This is a genomic window from Clostridium omnivorum (genome assembly GCF_026012015.1).
GTDB classification, from domain to species: Bacteria; Bacillota; Clostridia; order Clostridiales; family Clostridiaceae; genus Clostridium_AX; species Clostridium_AX omnivorum.
Genome location: NZ_BRXR01000001.1, coordinates 1274287 through 1294320 on the forward strand (window position 1 = coordinate 1274287; position 20034 = coordinate 1294320).

15 protein-coding genes are annotated in these 20034 nt (G+C 30.5%); 1 reads left to right on the plus strand and 14 read right to left on the minus strand.

The window, feature by feature from the left end:
- Nucleotides 1-15 precede the first annotated feature (15 nt).
- On the minus strand, nucleotides 16-1842 hold the full coding sequence (gene glmS, locus bsdE14_RS05755; RefSeq protein WP_264849008.1) for a glutamine--fructose-6-phosphate transaminase (isomerizing): 1827 nt from the start codon (nucleotides 1840-1842) through the stop codon (nucleotides 16-18).
- A 614-nt stretch (nucleotides 1843-2456) separates the two neighbouring features.
- On the opposite strand from glmS, the gene bsdE14_RS05760 reads away from it, so the two are divergent.
- Nucleotides 2457-3443 carry an LCP family protein gene (locus bsdE14_RS05760; protein ID WP_264849009.1) on the plus strand — a complete coding sequence of 329 codons (987 nt, stop codon included), beginning with the start codon at nucleotides 2457-2459 and terminating at the stop codon, nucleotides 3441-3443.
- 124 nt (nucleotides 3444-3567) lie between these two features.
- Here bsdE14_RS05760 and bsdE14_RS05765 read toward each other — a convergent pair whose 3' ends face one another.
- The 13 genes from bsdE14_RS05765 to rfbA form a co-directional block, all read right to left on the minus strand.
- Nucleotides 3568-5091, minus strand: coding sequence for a lipopolysaccharide biosynthesis protein (locus bsdE14_RS05765; protein WP_264849010.1), 1524 nt, complete (start codon nucleotides 5089-5091; stop codon nucleotides 3568-3570).
- 35 nt (nucleotides 5092-5126) lie between these two features.
- On the minus strand, nucleotides 5127-6092 hold the full coding sequence (locus tag bsdE14_RS05770) for a glycosyltransferase family 2 protein (protein WP_264849011.1): 966 nt from the start codon (nucleotides 6090-6092) through the stop codon (nucleotides 5127-5129).
- Nucleotides 6093-6142: 50 nt separating this feature from the next.
- Complete coding sequence (locus bsdE14_RS05775; protein ID WP_264849012.1) at nucleotides 6143-7039, minus strand: LicD family protein; 897 nt, start codon at nucleotides 7037-7039, stop codon at nucleotides 6143-6145.
- 24 nt (nucleotides 7040-7063) lie between these two features.
- Complete coding sequence (locus tag bsdE14_RS05780) at nucleotides 7064-8152, minus strand: glycosyltransferase family 4 protein (protein WP_264849013.1); 1089 nt, start codon at nucleotides 8150-8152, stop codon at nucleotides 7064-7066.
- 32 nt (nucleotides 8153-8184) lie between these two features.
- Complete coding sequence (locus tag bsdE14_RS05785; protein WP_264849014.1) at nucleotides 8185-9327, minus strand: glycosyltransferase family 4 protein; 1143 nt, start codon at nucleotides 9325-9327, stop codon at nucleotides 8185-8187.
- Nucleotides 9328-9342: 15 nt separating this feature from the next.
- Nucleotides 9343-10725 carry a hypothetical protein gene (locus bsdE14_RS05790; protein WP_264849015.1) on the minus strand — a complete coding sequence of 461 codons (1383 nt, stop codon included), beginning with the start codon at nucleotides 10723-10725 and terminating at the stop codon, nucleotides 9343-9345.
- 123 nt (nucleotides 10726-10848) lie between these two features.
- Nucleotides 10849-13887: an N-acetylmuramoyl-L-alanine amidase gene (locus bsdE14_RS05795; protein WP_435382414.1), complete on the minus strand. Its 3039-nt coding sequence runs from the start codon at nucleotides 13885-13887 to the stop codon at nucleotides 10849-10851.
- Between the two features lie 21 nt (nucleotides 13888-13908).
- A complete protein-coding gene (gene cps2T / locus bsdE14_RS05810) occupies nucleotides 13909-15075 on the minus strand; it encodes a beta 1-4 rhamnosyltransferase Cps2T (RefSeq protein ID WP_264849016.1) in 1167 nt (388 codons plus the stop codon).
- Nucleotides 15076-15095: 20 nt separating this feature from the next.
- Nucleotides 15096-15752, minus strand: a complete 657-nt coding sequence (locus bsdE14_RS05815; RefSeq protein ID WP_435382415.1) for a sugar transferase — start codon at nucleotides 15750-15752, stop codon at nucleotides 15096-15098.
- Nucleotides 15753-16107: 355 nt separating this feature from the next.
- Nucleotides 16108-17457 carry a phosphoglucosamine mutase gene (gene glmM, locus bsdE14_RS05820; protein ID WP_264849017.1) on the minus strand — a complete coding sequence of 450 codons (1350 nt, stop codon included), beginning with the start codon at nucleotides 17455-17457 and terminating at the stop codon, nucleotides 16108-16110.
- A 19-nt stretch (nucleotides 17458-17476) separates the two neighbouring features.
- Entirely contained in the window at nucleotides 17477-18034 is a 558-nt protein-coding gene (gene rfbC, locus bsdE14_RS05825) for a dTDP-4-dehydrorhamnose 3,5-epimerase (protein WP_264849018.1), read from the minus strand.
- A gap of 12 nt (nucleotides 18035-18046) precedes the next feature.
- On the minus strand, nucleotides 18047-19102 hold the full coding sequence (gene rfbB / locus bsdE14_RS05830; RefSeq protein WP_264852227.1) for a dTDP-glucose 4,6-dehydratase: 1056 nt from the start codon (nucleotides 19100-19102) through the stop codon (nucleotides 18047-18049).
- A 26-nt stretch (nucleotides 19103-19128) separates the two neighbouring features.
- The gene (gene rfbA / locus bsdE14_RS05835; protein ID WP_264849019.1) at nucleotides 19129-20034 is read right to left on the minus strand and encodes a glucose-1-phosphate thymidylyltransferase RfbA; all 906 of its coding nucleotides are present in this window, start codon (nucleotides 20032-20034) and stop codon (nucleotides 19129-19131) included.

Below are 20034 nucleotides of genomic sequence, written 5' to 3' on the forward strand. Positions count from 1 at the left end.
AATGGCACCTTTCAATTATTCAACAGTTACTGATTTTGCTAGATTTCTAGGCTTATCAACGTCACAGCCCTTTTGAATTGACATATAGTAGGAAAGAAGCTGTAGCGGTACTACAGAAAGTACTGGAGCTAGAATTTCATTTGTTCTTGGAAGGTATAGTGCTGAATCAACTGTCTTTTCAATTGTATCATTACCTTCAAAAGCAAAGGCCAAAACATTTGCTCCTCTTGTTTTAACTTCTTTAATATTACTAACCATCTTTTCAAATAATTCTTCTTGAGTAGCTAAAGCTATTACAATAGTTCCTTTTTCTATTAAAGCTATTGGCCCGTGCTTTAATTCTCCAGCTGCATAAGCTTCTGAGTGAATATAGGAGATTTCCTTAAGCTTTAAGGAGCCTTCCATTGCAACAGCATAATCAAGGCCTCTTCCTAGGAAGAACATATCTTTATGCATATAAGTCTTTGAGGCAAATCTTTGAAGCACTTCTTTATTAGTTAGAACCTCTTCTACCTTTTCTGGAAGTGAAAGCATAGCCTCTTTTATTTCTTCTATAGCCTCGTCACTTACTGTTTTCTTATTCTGGGCAAAGAATAAGGCTATAATATACATAGCAATAAGCTGAGTTACATAAGCCTTTGTAGATGCAACTGCTATTTCTGGTCCTGCCCAGGTATAAAGAACATCATCTGCTTCTCTTGATACTGAGCTTCCTACTACATTTGTTATAGCTATTACCCTTGCACTACTTTTCTTTGCTTCTCTTAGTGCAGCTAGCGTATCTGCAGTTTCACCAGACTGACTTATTACTATCATTAGTGTTCTTTTGTCTATTATTGGATTTCTATATCTAAACTCTGAAGCTATATCTATCTCTACAGGGATTCTCGTAAGCTTTTCAATTACATACTTGCCTACTACACCTGCATGATATGCTGTTCCGCAAGCTACAATATATATTTTATCTATATTAGCTATTTGCTCTTTAGTAATTGTTATTTTGTCTAAGGTTATATCCTTACCTAAAGCTATTCTTGAAGTCATTGTATCTCTGATAGCCTTTGGCTGTTCATGAATTTCCTTTAGCATAAAATGCTCATATCCGCCCTTTTCAGCAGCATCAGCATCCCAAGTTACATGGAATATATCCTTCTTTATTTCGTCGCCTTCATCTGACATAAGCTTAACACCTTCAGATGTCATTACAACGAACTCTTTATCATTTAAAAAATAAACATCTCTTGTATAGTTTAATATAGCTGGTATGTCAGATGCTATAAAGTACTCACCTTTTCCAACACCTACTACAAGAGGGCTATCTTTTCTAACAGCTACAAGCTTTCCTGGCTCATAGGTTGTAACTACTCCTATAGCATAGCTTCCTTCCATCTTGGACACCGCTTTCATAACAGCAGCCTCAAGATTTCCATCATAATAATAGTCTACTAGATGAGGAATAACTTCTGTATCAGTTTCTGATTCAAACTTATATCCCTTTGAAGTTAGCCACTCTCTTAGGTGAATGTAGTTTTCAATGATGCCATTGTGCACTACACTAATAGTTTCCTTTGTATTTGAGTGTGGGTGAGAATTCAAATCTGATGGTTCTCCATGAGTAGCCCATCTGGTATGGCCAATACCTACTACCCCTTTGATTGGAGCCTTTTCTAGCTTTGCTTCAAGATTTGCAAGTCTTCCCTTGCACTTACTAACCTTTAATATATCCTCTTCAATAATGGCTACTCCTGCTGAGTCATAGCCTCTATACTCCAATTTTGAAAGTCCATTAATAAGCACAGGCGCTGCCTGCTTATTTCCAACATAACCTACTATTCCGCACATATTTTTCCTCCTTGCGTAAAGCTTACAATCTTTACGTCTATTGAAATTAAAATAATTTAGTTTGCAATGTGCAGTATTTGGCCGCAGCACCTAATTGATATTGTTTCAGAAATCACTTTCTGGTTTTATCAATCTCTATCGGTAGTGCTGTACCGTGGGGCATCCGCCGAAGTTTCGATACTCCCCATCCTCGTCAACTTAAGTGAGGCTCTAAATCTACGATTTAGCTAGTCGAACTTACTCAATCGTCAGATTGAGTTTCATTTAGCTCTTTCAAATCTTTGATTTGGGTAGTGGAACTTACTCATTCGTTAGATTGAGTTTCTTTTTTCCATTCTCACTTAAGTCCTGGCGCTTTAATATTTTTCTTATTCAATTTTTCCTTACTTTTTATTACTCAGCTACCACCTCCTGTAAAATCAGCTACATTACAAACTATACTTTATTATATTTGCATAGATAAAATTTGGCAATAGTAAAATATGGTTTTGTTTTTATGAAAATGTACAAAAAAATACATATTGTACCTAAATTAAAATAATTTCTACAATTGATATTTATTTTAATAGGTATATAATTTTATTGTGCAATTTATTTATTTGGAGGGTTTAATAATGACAAGAAATAGGAAAAATAAACATAAAAAACATAAAGGTATTAAAGCTTTTGCTATTATTTTAACAATAATGGTTGTTATCACATCAGGAGCTCTTTTTTATTTAAATGGTAAGTTATCAAAAATCAAAATAAATAAAATTGACGATGAAAATCTTTCCATTGATGAAAATAGTTTTAAATCCAATGATAAAAGCGAAGATAACTTTGTCAATATTCTGCTTATGGGTATAGATATTGACAAAGAAGTAAATGATTCTAACAGTGCTGATTCAATAATGATTGCTACTATAGATAAAACCCATAAAAAATTAAAGCTAACCTCCATAATGAGAGATAGCTATGTGGATGTTGAGGGACATGGAAATACAAAGCTTAAATATTCTTATTCCTATGGTGGTCCTGAATTGCTCATTAAAACAGTAAATAAAAACTTTAATATGAATGTCAAAGATTATGTAAAAGTTGATATAAACAATTTAGGTAAAATAATTGACTATCTAGGCGGAGTTTCAATTAATGTACAACCTGATGAAGTAAACCTTATTAACAGCTATATGGAAGGTGCTTCAAAGGTTTATAAATTTAAATATGCTGCCATAAAAAAGTCTGGTCTGCAAGTATTAAATGGTGCTCAGGCAGTTGCCTATTGTAGAATACGTTATGTTGGAAATGTTGATTTTCAAAGAACAGAGAGACAAAGAACTGTACTGACTGAGATTTCTAAAAAGTTATCACAAAAAGGTTTGCTAGGGCTTCCTAAGGCATCAGATAATATTTTACCTTATGTTGAAACAAGTTTAAGCAAGACAGAACTACTCTCACTGGGTTCTTATGTTTTAATAAATAAAATAACTACACCAGAACAATTTAGAGTACCTACTGATGACAACTATCATGATTCTACAATAAATGGACTCTATTATATGAAGTGGGATAAAGAACCTACAATTGATAAACTTCATAATTTTATATTTGGAAGTTAAAATTGTTTCTTTAGTAATCTGTCCAACATCTATTTGCAATAAAAATAGCTAAATAGAATACTATAAATGATAATTAAAAAGATATGCTGCAGCATATCTTTTTAGTTTGTACAGATACATATTATTAATTCAATGTTTTTATTTTAAACTTTGACATAACTAAATTCTTTAAGTATGAATATTCCTCAGTCTTTCTAAATACTAATATTAGTATTAAATTAATAATTACAACATTTAGCATGCAATTTAACATAAAACCATAAAAATTATATGGCAGAACCAAGACTTTTAAAATACCAGAAGATATAATCAAAATTCCTATTGCAAGTAACAATGTTTTACCATATAACAATAAATAATTCTTAAAACTTACTCTAAAGACTTTCTTATACACTAGTAAAGGCTTCACCCAAAATATTACTGCTACATCACTTACCACTGTGCCTAAAACAACACCAGCAATTCCCATATATTTTGCAAACAAAATTGAAAACCCTAAATTAATTATTGACTCCGCAATTGGAGCATACTTATCTTCATTATAAATGCCAGCTGCTTCCTTAAATCTTTCCACACATGGCCGCAAGGCAGTTATATAAAAATTCACAAGGGCTATAATCAATATAAACCTGCTAACAAAATATTGTTTTCCTAACCAAATAGCAATAAAATAATCCATAGTATTATATAATGATATAGTTATAAATACTACAATCCAATAGTTAAATAAAAATAATTTTTTAAATACATCATAATTTTTTTGACTATTATCCTCAATAATCAAATTACCAATACTAGCAGTGATTCCATTGAACATTTTTACTATAGCATTTAAGAAGAAATTAATAACCATAATATAGTTGCTATACATACCAACAGCTGATAAAGTTGAAAATGCTGACATTACAAGATAGTCTGTACTGTACACTACAAACGAACCAATTTTATGGTAAGAAAGCGCTTTGATATTTTTGAAAATACTTTTCTTAGTATCAGAATCTAATACTGCGTTGCATTCTTTTAACCATGGATATTGCTTATTAATAATCCGATTCATATATGCATAATAAATTAAGCTAAATAATGCTTCAAGCGCTAAATATAATAAAAATGATTTATATACTATAAGAATAAGAATCTGTGCAACACTCTTTAATATTTTCATAATACCATCAATACTTGATATTATATAAGACTTTTGGTCTACATTTAATAGAGAAAGTTTGCTTGAAAATAGGTACGTAACAACAGTATTTAAAATGTAAATCACAAAATAAACTTTAACTAAATGTGAATTAACTTGACCTTTTGCAAAGAAAGGTAAGAATATTGTTGATATTAAGCCAAGTAAAAGAATAACAATTCCTGCAATTCTATATAACCTTTGGTAAAAGACTATTATTCCTTTAATATTCTCCTTTTCATCCTGAGCTAAGGGTTTATAAAGAGCAAATATAACAGCAGACTCAATACCAAGTTCAGCTAGATTTAGGAAACCAAGTACACTAGAAAAAAGAGAATTTAGCCCCGCAATTTGTACCCCAAGTTCATTTATAAATATTTTTCTAGTAACAAATCCTAATAAAGATGCTATTATATAAAATATTAAATTGTATGTTAGATTCTTCACTGCTTTTTTCGTTCTCATTCGTATTTCCTCAATTTTTCCATAAAAAATTAAAATCAAACCTTAAATTTTAGTAATTTGCTTTTAATAAATGTTTTAATATCCACTCTTGTAAATTTTGGTTTGAAATTATTTATACAATCAATAGTTTCTTGTTGTTTATATATGTTTGCATATTTTTCTTTTAGTTCTTTTTCTTTTATTCCATGCCATAATGTATTTATTAAAAGAAATGGAATTCTATAATTCCTTATATAACTAATTATTTTGGCCTTTTGTACTTCATTTAGATTATTATTATCTAAAGTATTAAACCATTGTTCTAGCCTCTCCCACATCTTTTTAGCTTCATTTAAATAATAAACTTGCTTCTTAGAAAAATCTGATGATAATGAATTATTCTCTCTTATTCTATATACAGAAAGGCACTCATCTACAAAGCAAACCTTAGACAAACTAACTACCTTTGTAAAAAATTCAACATCTTCACCCCAATTACATTTTGGAGTAAATTTAATATCATTATCAATTATAGTATCTCTCCTAACAATCCAAGTGCTTGTTTGTGGCCACATTTCACTTTTTATGTATTCATAAGCAATATTTTCATTTTCAAATTTAACAATGTTTGAAATCTTCTTTTCACTATCCATATACCAGCTTATATGTCCACAAAAGCATGCATCATATTTGCCACTTACTAGTTTATCTACCTGTTTTTGCAGCTTTGTATCATACCAAAGGTCATCACCATCAATAAATGCAACATATTCACCTTTAGACTCATTAATTGCTTTATTTCTAGTCATTGATACGCCTGAATTGCTTTGATAAAAATATTTTATACTAGGATTCATTTCAGACATAGCTTTAATAAGTTCACTAGTCTTGTCCTTACTTCCATCATCAACAACTATTATTTCAATATTTTTATACGTTTGGGATAAAACAGAATTTATTGTATCCTCTATAAACTCCTCACAATTATATGCTGGAATTATAACCGATATAAGTGGTTCCAAATAATTCACCTCTTTATAAAAATACCTTTATTTTCATCAAAAATGAAACATTAAACTTTAAGTCTATCATAATTATACCGCTTATTATAATACGTTTCTTCTTCTTCAGATAAATCTATCAATAATAATTGATTATGTACTGGACGTTTTTCCTCTGGAGGTAACTCTAAATAGCTTTCACCATACATATTTACTAAATAATTATGATAATTATTAGGTGCTTTAAATTTAAATCCTTCAAACTCCATATCAATTACAGGAAAAACATCATTAATATCAAAAAAATTACTCCAATTATCTACTTCTAATCCATAACCATAAATATTACTGGATTCTTTCTTCTGTAGAATTTTTATCATTTTAAAAAAATGCTTTCTCCTTTTTATAATATAATTATCATTTATAAATAAAAAGGCCTTTGAAAATATAATCATACAGGCTTTTCTGACTTTATCTATTACACTACCGTTCTCTTTATTTACATTCTTGATTTTAAGGTTTTTATTCTTATATATTCTTACTAAAATCTTAAAATATAGCTTGAAAAAATTTCTCCATTTTACATTGCTAGGATATTGATCTACAGGAAATATATCTACAAAAATTCCCTGGTGAAATTCTGCATCATACCTTTCTAAAAGTAGAGTATTTTTTAATCTAACCTTTAACCAAAGTGATTCTAGCTTTTCATCCTCAAATGTTTGAAGTAACATATCTTTTGATAGCTGCTCTTTAGCAACTTCAATAAATTTGTTATAATCCTCCCTAGTCATACATATGTCTATGTCATCATCCCAAGGTATAAATCCCTTATGCCTTACTGCCCCAAGCAATGTGCCTGAATCAAGCCAATAGTGTATATTATTTTTTTCGGAAATAGAATGAATTTCACTTAATATTTTTGTCATCAAAAGTTGTGATGTTCTTAAGTCTGCCTTTTTAACCATGTTTATCATTGACCCCCATCTCACTTATAACCTTATACTATTAAAAATCTCTATATATTTATCAGCTGTTCGCTGCCATGAACAATTTCTTATATCCAAATAGGCTTTTTCAGATATTTTTGTGTATAATTCATTATTATCGAGTAGAAATCTTATTATTTTTGCAATTTGACTGTTTAATTCACTATTATAATTAACTATAAAACTGTTATTATAATCACTAATTAGCTCTGAAGCTCCGCACATATTAGTTGCTATAGTTGGAGTTCCAACTGACATTGCTTCAATAACGGCTACATTAAATGTATCAAACTTTGATAAACACATATTTAAATCTGCTTCTCTATATTTATTCAATAATTCATTTTTGTCTTTAATAATTCCCTTATAATTTACATATCCTTGTAAATTGTACTTCTCTATAAGTTCATTTAATTTATTTAAATTATTAATATCATGGTATCCCCCATAAACATCTAAAGAAACATTAATATTTAATTTATTCCTTATATGATCTACTACTTCAATCAACTCAAAAATTCCTTTAATTGGTTTAATTCCACCAGTCATTATTAACTTCAATTGATCGTTATTAATTTTCTTCTCAATATATTTTTCATCAACTTTATAAGTACCATTATGAATTACATAAACATTTTCTTTCCTATTATATATCTCATTTATGGCTTTCTGAAGAAAATTTGATACACATATCAAATTATCGAAATATCTATAAAGTATTTTTTCAAGTATTAGATTTTTCTTATTAGGATTCTTGAAATACTCAATTTCCATTTTATGAACACCATGAACCGTCAAATAATACTTATTTAATCTATTAATTTTACTTAACAACATTACTATGAATGGAATAATATAGCCATCAGTATGAACATTAAACACTACATTTCTAGAAAATAGTATTTTTTTTGCTAACGTGAATATATACTTTTTTTTACTTTGAACTCCTGATTCATAGTTTAGAAACTCAAACACTACATTTTGTTTTGAAAATTCTTTTGCTAATGATGATACCACTGCTGAAGGGCCATTAATAGATCCTTCCAATGGATAAGTAGTACCAACCAAATAAATTTTATTTAATTTATCCATGCATATATCCCTTCTATTTTGTTAGTGTAGTTCTATCTATATACTTCATAGAATTTTTCATAAAACTTTGTTAAGTTAAAATTTTCTTCAATAATAATCCTAGAATTCTTTCCAAAAGTTTTTCTTAACTCTTTATTTTTAATTAAAGTCTCTATTTTTTTTACCATTTCATCTTCACTGATATCATAAATTAAGAATCCATTAATATTATCCTCAACCATCTCTTTTACTCCTCCTGTTACGTTAGCAACAATAGGAAGTCCAGATGCCATAGCTTCTAAAACAACAGTTGGAAATGAATCTGGTAAAACTGATGGAAGAACAAAAATATCTAAGTTGTTATATATTTCGGGAGTATCATTTCTAAATTCACTTATAAATATTTTGTTTTTTAATGTAGGCTCATTTATCTTATTTTTTAAATTATCCATTAAATGTTCTTGACCACTAAATACACTCCCTACAATAAAAAAACTTACATTTTTATGCTTCTCTATTATCTTTTCTGCTACATCTACTAAAAATTCTTGTCCCTTTATCTTATTAACCCTTCCAATCGTTCCAATTAATATTTCATCTTTAGGCAGGGATAATTCTTCTCTTATACTTTCTGAAAACGAAGGTATAAATTTATAATGATCTATACCATTATGAATAACTACAAACTTTTCACTGTACTTTGAATTATTATCAACTAAATTTTCCTTTACTGACTCAGAAACACAAACTATCTTTGTGGCCATTCTCGGTGTCACTACTCTGAAAAACTTAGCAAGAAAATTTGGGTGCTTAATAATTTCATGCACATGCCAAATATGTTTTTTCCCAGTAATTTTATTTAATATCCCCCCCTCAAGTACAGCCAGTGTATTTGAGTGAATAATATCAATATTGTTATCTATAACAAATTTTTTCAATATAAATATACTTTTAATCAGTTTACAAATATATTTTATTATACCTATCGGAGTAAAAAATTGTCTTCTTAAAATGGGGTAGTCTTGCACTATAACATCTATATTTAATGCTCTTATTTCCTCTACTAACGAACCATCATTAGGTAATATAACATATGGTTTATACTCCTTAGTATCTATACCTTTCAATACTTGCAGCAGTATAATATCTGCCCCATAAAGTTCAGCCCCTGCATGCAAAAATAATATTCTTTCCAAATTCATTCAACCTCTCTAATTAATTTTAGCATTACTATTAGTTTCATCTTTTTTATAATCATTAAATAGAAACATCCAAAAAAACATTACAACCTTCGCAAATTCTATCCAATTTTCAAAAAAACATATCAAAACAAAGAAAATAATTATTGCTTTTCCTTCATTTTTTACATGTTTAAAAATATAAAACATAAAAGCAATAAAAATTAATAGTCCTATCATTCCAAACTCACCCATAATACTTATAATAGATGAATATGGAGCAGATAATATACTGCCATCAAAGTTTTTGTCAATTAATTTATCGTAAATATATATTTTAGTATAGTCACTCATACTTATTGGAAACACATTTAAATAAGTCTTAACATAATTTCCAGTTGTCGTAAGAGCAGCCCTTGATGAATAAAATCCCGCACCATTTCCTAATAAAGCAAATTTAATATTATTAGCTGGAATTGTTACAAAAGTAGTTTCATAAGTATTAAGCTTTTTTACTCTTTCGTATGCATACTGTTTGTTTGTTAAATTATATAGGTCTTTTTTCACCCATGCTGGCATAACTATAATAAAGGTGATAATAATAACTAGAATAAATGTTATATACTTTATACTTCCTTTAAAATCTTTGAATATAAATGTTAATATATACAAGAAAATTGTTGCAATGAGAACTATATTATTTGATATTGATGCAGTACTCATACAAATAATACCACATAAAATTACTATAAATAACTTGTGCTTTTGTTTTTTTTCTCTATAGTCTCCTAAATATCTTAATGCTACAAAGCTAAGCATTAACATTAAAATACTGCCCTGTGATGTTCCTAGGGTTCCTGTAGACCAATCTCCACCAAGATCACTTAGGACCTCTTTAAATCTGAATAATATAATTAAAACAGTAGTTAAAACTTCAATAACTACAATATTATTAATACATCTTTCGAGTGCTGTATTATATATTTCTAATTTTGATCTATCCTTGAAAACAAAAAAGTATAGAATAAATGTAAAGTTAAATATAACAAAAAATACTATATTTATTAATTTATTGCTACTAAAAATACAGTTCACTATAAATAATACAATAAATAATGCTATAGTCTTTTTATTTTTAAAGCCTTCGTTTTTATATTGCTTGTATAAGTAATATAAAAGAATAAAAAAGCTAATAAAAATTATTATATAGTTATCTGGCAATATACAGCTATAAGCTGCTAATATTACTAATGTAGTAATTAAGTTTAACTTTCTGTACTTAAGATAACTATAACTCATATTAAACATAATAATTACAAAAGGCACATACATAAATAAGCTTTTTCTATATAAAATAAAAGCAGCCGAAAAAATTGCATATATAGTAATTATCCAATAATCGAAATATTTTTCCATATTATACCTCTCGAATTTAAATGTACTTACCACTATAAAAGTATATCATAAAAACATAACAATAAAAACGCTTTTTTAACAAAAATGAGATGTTATAATTTCAAATTATAACATCTCTAAAAATCATCTCTTTATACCATTTACAATAGCTTTAGCTAAATCATCTGGATTATATCTTGCCATATCTTCCTCTGAATCTAAAAACGCATTTTCAATTAATATAGCTGGTGCCTTAGTATTAACTAATACATAATAGTCATTAGATTTTACACCTCTATTATAATATCCTAAGCCTACTATATTATTTAGAACATCTTGAGCAATTTTTTTACCTTCGTCTGAATCATAGTATACTTCAGTACCATGCCCTCCACCAACATTAAAATGAATACATACATACATATCTGCGTTTGCTGCATTTGCTTTATCAGTTCTTTGCTTTAATGAGTCTCGCACTGATGTCGCTGTTTTAGGAAGAACATTTACAACCTCATATCCCATTGATTCTAAAATTGATATTACCCTAGTTCCAACTTCCATATTATATTTATCTTCAATTCTTACTGTTCCATTTGAGGTTTTATAGGTTGCTCCACCGTCATATATAACGTTATGTCCTATATCTATAGCATATACAATATTCTTTGTTACAAATACACTCTTTGTAACCTTATCTCCATCCTCATTGGTTATTTCAACCGTTAAGGCATGAACACCTGGTCTTTCAGATGTAATATCAACTGTATAGTCATATCCCTTTGCCATTGGATATCCTGGAATTGCATTATTTACATCTGGCCTGTCACCTGAAATGTTCCCATATCCTTTAAGCGATCCATCAATATATACATTTATACTCTTAATTGGACTTGGACTTAATGCCCAACCAGCAACCGTAAATTTACTTTTTACTAGTGCATTAGCATATGGATATTCAATCCACTCTCTCATTTCTTTAAGTATGGTTAGATCAACATTTCTCACATCTTTGGAACCATCATTTCCAAGTATCTCAACTTTTAATATATGATTTCCAATAGGATATTTGCTTACATCTAAATCATAGGTAAAACTTACCGCACTTGGGTAGGCTGGATATGCATTATTTACATCTGGCCTATCCTGCCTTATAACTGCTTGGCCTATAATATTATTATCTAATATTATATTAGCTTTACTTACTCCTGTTGGGTTAATAGCCCATCCATATATTCTTGTTGTCTGGCTTGTTTTAACTGAAGAACCCAAAGATTCAATCCATGTTTTTGGCACTAGTTTTGTTACATCTATACCTATAGTTCGAGAATCTACACTTCCGTCATTTCCAAATACTTCTATAGTTACATTCCTATATCCTGCATCAACAGTATCTATATTAAGTTCATAACTGAAGCTTACTGCACTTTGATAACCCGGAAATGCATTATTTACATCTGGTCTGTCTTTAGAAATAGTTGGATTACCAACAACAGCTCCATCTATTTTAACATTGGCATCTCTAATTCCCGAAGCATTTAATGCCCATCCATATATTGTTACATTCCGCGATGTTTTCATTCCTGAGTTTGGTGTTTCCACCCACATTCTTGGTGCAGGTTTTTCAATATTTACACTCAATTGACGCGAATCTTCAGAACCATCGTTTCCAATGATATTAACTGTAACATTACATGCACCCATTGGAACTTGATTTATATCAAATTCATATGTAAAACTTACTGCACTAGGATACCCTGGAAATGCATTATTTACATCTGGCCTATCCTGTCTTAATTGTGCTTTACCTATAACTTTGTTATTAACTAATATATTAGCTTCTTTTACTCCAGAAGGATTCAAAGACCATCCATATAATACAAAATTCTTATTTGCTTTTAAGCCTGAATTTGGTGTTTCTATCCACATCTTAGGCTCAAGCTTATTTATATTTATGGTTATATTTCTTGTATCTTTGGATAAGTCATTACCAACTACTTCTACAGTTACATTATGACTCCCAGATGAATATTTCTTAACATCTAAGTCAAATGTATAGCTAACAGCTGGTTGATATCCTGAAAAAGCTTTATTTACATCAGGTCTATCTTGTCTTAAAATAGCTTTTCCAATAGTTTGATTGTCTAACATTACATTTGCTTCTTTTACTCCTGAAGCATTTAATGCCCAACCATATATAGTAACGTTATTGCTTGCTGTTATTCCAGATCCAGGGCTTTCTATATACATTTTTGGCGGTAAACCTACCTTAGTGTTTTCTATTTCCCTAAGTAAGTTTACAACTTCCTCACCATAGCTAGAGCTCGGTGCCCATGATCCACCTAATGCCTCAATTGATGGGGCGCTACCCGCTAAAAATGAAAAATGTCTTGGATCAGGTGTGTCACTCCTTGGATAACCTGGAGCACCTGCATATAGAGCTAAATGATCTAAGTGGGCTGTTACACCCTGTTCCCAGTCTTTAAATCTTTGATGCGCATTTGGATCAGTATTACTTCCACCACTTGAGGTTTTTAATCCACAAGGATTGTAATAACTTTCATCAATCACTCCACCAAAATGACCAAACCCAGTTTCTTTTGCTGCTTGCGCATATGCAGCAGCAGGATTTACTCCGCCTCTCCCACTAGCTAGTCGCCAATATTTTTCTGCTAAAGAAACAAATGTTTCCGTTGCATTTTTTGATCTAGCCCAAACTTCCGCTTGATATTGAGTAGCCGAGGCTTGTCCAATAATTGGAGTCTTTTTAAAAATTATAGTTCTACTTGATTTTTGTGTAGTGCCATCTTTACCTACTGGTTCTACATTTATGACATGAGTTCCAGCTGTAAGTTTATTTATACTAATTGTATAAGCAAACCCACTTTTACTTCCATCTGGATATCCTGGAAAACTACTGTCAACATCAGGTCTGTCAATCCCAGTAGTTGCTTGTCCTAATAATATACCATCTAAATAAATGTTTACCTTACTAATCCCAGATGGATTTAATGCCCATCCACTTACTTGAACATCGTTTTTGAACAACTCCGAATTCATAATTGGATACTCAATCCACATTTGCGGAGTTAACGATGCTGCATGTATACTAGTAAAATTAAATAGCACAATAGTAAAACAAATAATTAAGGCTACTAGCCTTTGCATTTTTAATTTTTTTAACATGTATACCCCCATCCTTAATTTTTAATATATATTGAATAAGTTTTCATATTCACAGATGATTTTGTCCCATGAATAAAACTCCTCAATAACCTTTTTGCCTTTAATGCCCATCAGATCTATATCTTCCTGCTCATAATTATCAACTTCATCTATTATTGAACTTAAACTTCCTTTTTTCTTATCAAAATATACTGCAGCTTCTCTTCCAACTTCTTTATTAAATGCTACATCTAATAATAAATTCATATTTGTTGTTGCTAATGCTTCTAATAGAGATGGATTTGTTCCACCTACTTCATGCCCATGCAAATAACCAAAGGCTTTTGTTCTAATAGCATATATCAATTTTTTATCATAAACAGTTCCAACAAATTTTATTCTACTATCATTATTGAAGTATGTATTTGCTAATAATTCATCATAAAATTTATTTTTTTCAACATTCGTTATTATTACCAAGTCCTTAGTAGTCTTTGAGTTCATAAACTCTCTGATCATAAGTTCATAATTATTTTCAGGTACAAATCGACCAACTATTAAAAAATATTGATTTTCTGTTATATTGTGCTTTTCATACCATTCCAATAATTTTTCTGTATCTATTTCAATATTATTATTTTCAATCTCTGCTCCATATGAAATATATTTAGTTTTAGGATTATACTTCTCATACTCTGTCTTAATATATCTTTCGATTTCAATAGAATCACAGATAAGTAAGTCAGCTTCTTTTACCATTAGCTTTTCTGAGAACTTCCAATATGTCTTTATTGCTTTATTCCACTTGCTTCTTTTCCATTCATGACCATCTGGATTTACAAAAACTTTTATTCCTTGTTTTTCCAATCTTTTTTTATAATAATATAAAAACGGACCTATTCTACATGCTAGTATATATATACAGCAATTTTTCAAGGAATTTTTATTAATATATTTTTCACATTCCAATATGCTTTTAATATCATAGGTTATGGCTTTCGCACTACCTATATCCTTAATTCTTATATTAAAGCATGTAGCTCCATTATATTCAAATTCACGTTCAACATTATCAGATTCAGTTAAACAGGTTACATAATACTTTATATCATTACTTTTCTTTCTTGAAACTAAATTATCAACAAATGTCTCAAATCCACCATATTTAGCTGGAATTCCCTTTGACCCTATAATAAAAACATTTTTCATTCTTGCACTCTCCTAAAGCTTTATCTAGCGTTTTCATCTCCAAATAGTACAAAAAAAGTCTTAAATATGAGCTTTATGTCTAGCAATGTACTTCTATCATTCAAATACTTTATATCAAGTTTCATCCATTCTTCAAAGCCTATACTATTTCTTCCCATAACTTGCCAGTAACAAGTGAGTCCAGGCTTTGCAATCAACTTTTTCTTATGATAATCTGAAAACTTTTCTACTTCCTTTGGTAAATTGGGCCTAGGTCCAACTAGTGACATATCACCCTTTAAAACATTCAATAGCTGTGGTAATTCATCAATACTTGTTTTCCTTATAAATTTCCCCACTTTTGTTATCCGTGGGTCTTCTTTTATTTTAAACATTGGGCCAGACATTTCATTTTTATCTTCTAATTTGCTTAATAATTCTTCAGCATTTACTACCATAGATCTAAATTTATACATTTTGAAAGTCTTGCCATGTTGTCCAACTCTTTCTTGAGCAAAAATAATAGGACCTTTAGACTCAAATTTTATTGCAATAGCCACTATTAACATTATTGGACTTAATAAAACTATTCCACATAAAGCTCCAATTATATCAATTAATCTTTTTATTACGAAATAACTGATACTCACATTACCAAAATCGTCATATCTTTCTTGCTCTGGGAGATCTTTTTTCAAAGTTTCCACTCCTTACCCCTCCATACACTGTGCCTTTTCATCATCATTATCACATATTAATATACACTATTTCAATGTCAAAATCAAACATTATAGGATATAAAAAACTTATACAGTTCTTTCCATTAATTATGCATTATTTTTATTGTTTTTAATCAAATATTGAATTAAATTTAAAAATATTAGCAGACATTAAGAAAAACAAAGTAAGAAACAATTAATTTCTCTTTGTTTTTCCAAATTAACTAATTAACTTTTCCACAATTAAACTTTGCACAATAATTCTTTCATACTTAACTAGTCTATTTCTTCCAATTATAAATTCATTTATGTCGAATACACCAGTGTAATTCTTTTATATATTAGCCTTTTTCTCTATAAGCTTTGCTAGTGCGTGAGCCATTTCATCAAGCTCATTTTGATTTTCTCCTTCAAGCATTACTCTGACTAGAGGCTCCGTTCCAGAAGGTCTGATTAAAACTCTTCCGCAGCCATGAAGTCTCTCTTCTATTTTCTTAATTTCTAAAGCTATTTCTTCATCTTTTTCATGGATGTCTTTCTTATTGTTTGGAACAGTTGCATTAACTAGAATCTGTGGAAGTTCAGTCATCATTGCTGCAAGCTCTGATAAGCTCTTGCAACTCTTCTTAACTATAGTTGCTATTTGAAGACCTGTTACTAGACCATCTCCAGTTGTATTATAATCTAGGAATATAACGTGTCCAGATTGTTCTCCACCTAGTTTATATTCTTCTTTAAGCATTTCTTCAAGAACATATCTATCTCCAACCTTAGTTTTAACAGTTTTGATATTTTCCTTTTTAAGACCAATATCCAGCCCTAAATTACTCATTACTGTAACAACAACTACATCCTTGTTTAGCTTTCCTTGCTCTTTAAGATATTTACCGCAGATAGCCATTATAAAGTCACCATTGATTAGGTTACCCTTTTCATCGACTGCTAGACATCTGTCTGCATCACCATCAAAAGCAAGTCCTAAGTCACAGCCCTTTTTAACCACATATTCCATAAGCTCTTCTGGATGTGTAGAACCGCAATTCTTGTTTATATTAACTCCATCTGGGTCATTATTTATCACAACAACTTCTGCTCCTAATTGTCTAAAGGTGTCTACTGCCGCTTTATATGAGGCCCCATTTGCACAATCAAGAGCCACTTTTAATCCCTTAAGATCGATATCTATTGTGGATTTTGCGAAATCAATATAGTCTTCAAGAGCTGATTCCTCTATTACTTTTCTACCGAGTTCTTCACCAGTTGGAGCAGGTACCCCCTCAAAATTACTTTCGATTATGCTTTGTATTCTGTCTTCTAAGTCATCAGATAGCTTATATCCTTGATTATTAAAGAATTTTATTCCATTGTACTCTACTGGATTGTGAGAAGCTGAAATTACAACCCCTGCATCTGCACCATATTTTCTTGTAAGATAAGCAACTGCTGGTGTAGGTACTACTCCAAGACAAACAGCCTCTGCACCTACTGAAAGTATTCCAGCAACTAATGCTGATTCTAACATATCTCCAGAAATTCTTGTATCCATACCTACTAATATCTTTGGCTTGTGTGCTCCTTCTGTAAGTACGAAAGCTCCTGCTCTTCCTAAATCATATGCGAGTCCTGCAGTTAATTCTAAATTTGCAATACCTCTAACTCCATCTGTTCCAAACATTCTACTCATATATTCAACCTCACATATTTTAAAATTCTATTTTCATATCCTTTAAGGATTTAGCATTTTTATCTTTTTCTGAAAGCAATATTTCATCTATTCCTTCTACTGGCCACTCTATTCCAATTTGAGGATCATTCCAAAGTATAGAGCCTTCACATTCTGGGTGATAAAAGTCTGTACATTTATATACAAACTCAGCTTCCTCTGAAAGCACTAAAAATCCATGTGCAAAACCTTGTGGCACATAAAACTGTTTTTTATTTTCTGCACTCAGAATTTCACCAGTCCACTTACCATAGGTTTTTGAATTTTTCCTTAAATCCACAGCTACATCAAAAACCTTTCCGCTAATCACTCTTACAAGTTTTCCTTGAGAATGTGGATTTTGAAAATGCAATCCTCTAAGAACACCTTTCTTGGATTTAGATTGATTATCTTGTACAAACACCATGTCCAGACCAGCTTTTTTGAAGTCTTCGTAATTATAGGTTTCCATGAAGTATCCTCTGTGATCTCCGAATACTGCTGGCTCTATAATAAAAACTCCATCTATTTCAGTTTCGGTAAATTTAAATTGTCCCATAGAAACACTCCCCTATTTACTTCCATACATACTAGTGTAATAATTTTGATATTGACCAGAAGTCACATTCTTCATCCAATCTTGATTATCTAAGTACCATTTAATAGTCTTCTTTATTCCTTCTTCATAAGGAGTCTCTGGTTCCCAGCCTAATTCTTCTTTTATCTTAGTTGGATCAATACCATATCTCCTATCATGTCCTTTTCTATCTTCTACATATTTAATTAAGTTTTCTGTAACTTCGCTATCTACATTTTCATTAATATAAGCTATTACAGTCTTAACTATATGAATATTAGTTCTTTCATTATGTCCGCCAACATTATATACCTCACCAAGTCTTCCATTGTTGATTACCATGTCTATTGCTTTGCAGTGGTCCTCAACATAAAGCCAATCTCTTATATTCATACCATCGCCATAAACTGGTAGTGCTTTTTTATTTAAGCAATTGTTTATTAAAAGAGGTATTAACTTTTCTGGGAATTGGAATGGTCCATAGTTATTTGAACATCTTGTAATGTTTACTGGCATCTTATATGTATCAGCATATGCTTTTACCATTAAATCTGACCCTGCTTTACTTGATGAGTATGGGCTGTGAGGGTCAATAGGAGTAGTTTCCATAAAGTATCCTGTTTCACCTAGTGAACCATATACTTCATCAGTGGAAACATGAAGGAACTTCTTGCCTTCCTTAAATCCTTCTCTCTCTTGCCAAAAGTTTTTAGCAACATTTAAAAGGTTTACTGTTCCTAGTACATTGGTCATTGCAAATACTTCTGGTTCTTTTATACTTCTATCAACATGGGATTCAGCAGCAAAATTTACTACATAATCTACATTATTATTAGTAAATATTTGTTCAACTATTTGCTTATCACATATATCTCCTTGAACAAAGCTATATCTTGAATCCTTCTCAACATCCTTTAGATTTTCAAGGTTTCCTGCATAAGTCAATTTATCTAGGTTTATAATTTTAATATCATTATATTTTTTTAACATATAGTGTATGAAATTGGAACCTATAAATCCAGCTCCTCCTGTTACTAAATAAGTCTTCATCATTATTCCCTCCAAAAGCTTTACTGTTATTTATTGTGCTTAGCTGCTTTTAAATTAGCACTTTGTAGTTCTTCTGCAATAGCCATTAAATATTGTCCATATCCCGTTTTTAATAGTGGCTGTGCTAATTCTTCAAGCTGAGCTCTATTAATCCAGCCTTTTCTATAGGATATTTCCTCTAAACATGCTATGTACGTACCTTGAGTATTTTGAACAGCTTCAACAAAGTTAGAAGCCTGCAGCATTGAGCCATGAGTTCCTGTATCTAACCATGCCATACCTCTTCCAAACAATGTAACCTTCAAGTTGCCTTCTTCAAGGTATACTCTATTAAGGTCAGTTATTTCAAGCTCTCCTCTTGCCGATGGCTTTAGTGCCTTGGCTCTCTCAACTACACTATTGTCATAGAAATATAACCCTGGTACTGCATAGTGTGATTTTGGTTTTTCTGGTTTTTCTTCTATTGATATAACATTTCCATTCTCATCAAACTCTACTACTCCAAAAGCTTTTGGATTTTGGACATAATATCCAAATATCATTGCCCCTTTTTCAAGTTCAGATGCTTTTATAAGGTGCTGGCTGAAGTTTTGGCCCCAGAAAATATTGTCTCCAAGTATCATAGCAACGTTATCATTGCCTATAAACTTTTCTCCTATTATAAACGCTTCTGCAAGGCCATTTGGTGCCTTTTGAACTGCATATTCTATATTAAGTCCTAATTCACTTCCATCTCCAAATAATTCTTCGAAGTGAGGTAAATCTCTTTCTGTTGAAATTATTAAGATTTCTCTAATTCCAGCTAACATAAGCACAGACATTGGATAATATATCATTGGCTTATCATAAATTGGAACCATTTGCTTTGAAATTACTTTTGTAACAGGATATAATCTTGTTCCAGACCCACCTGCTAAAATTATTCCCTTCAT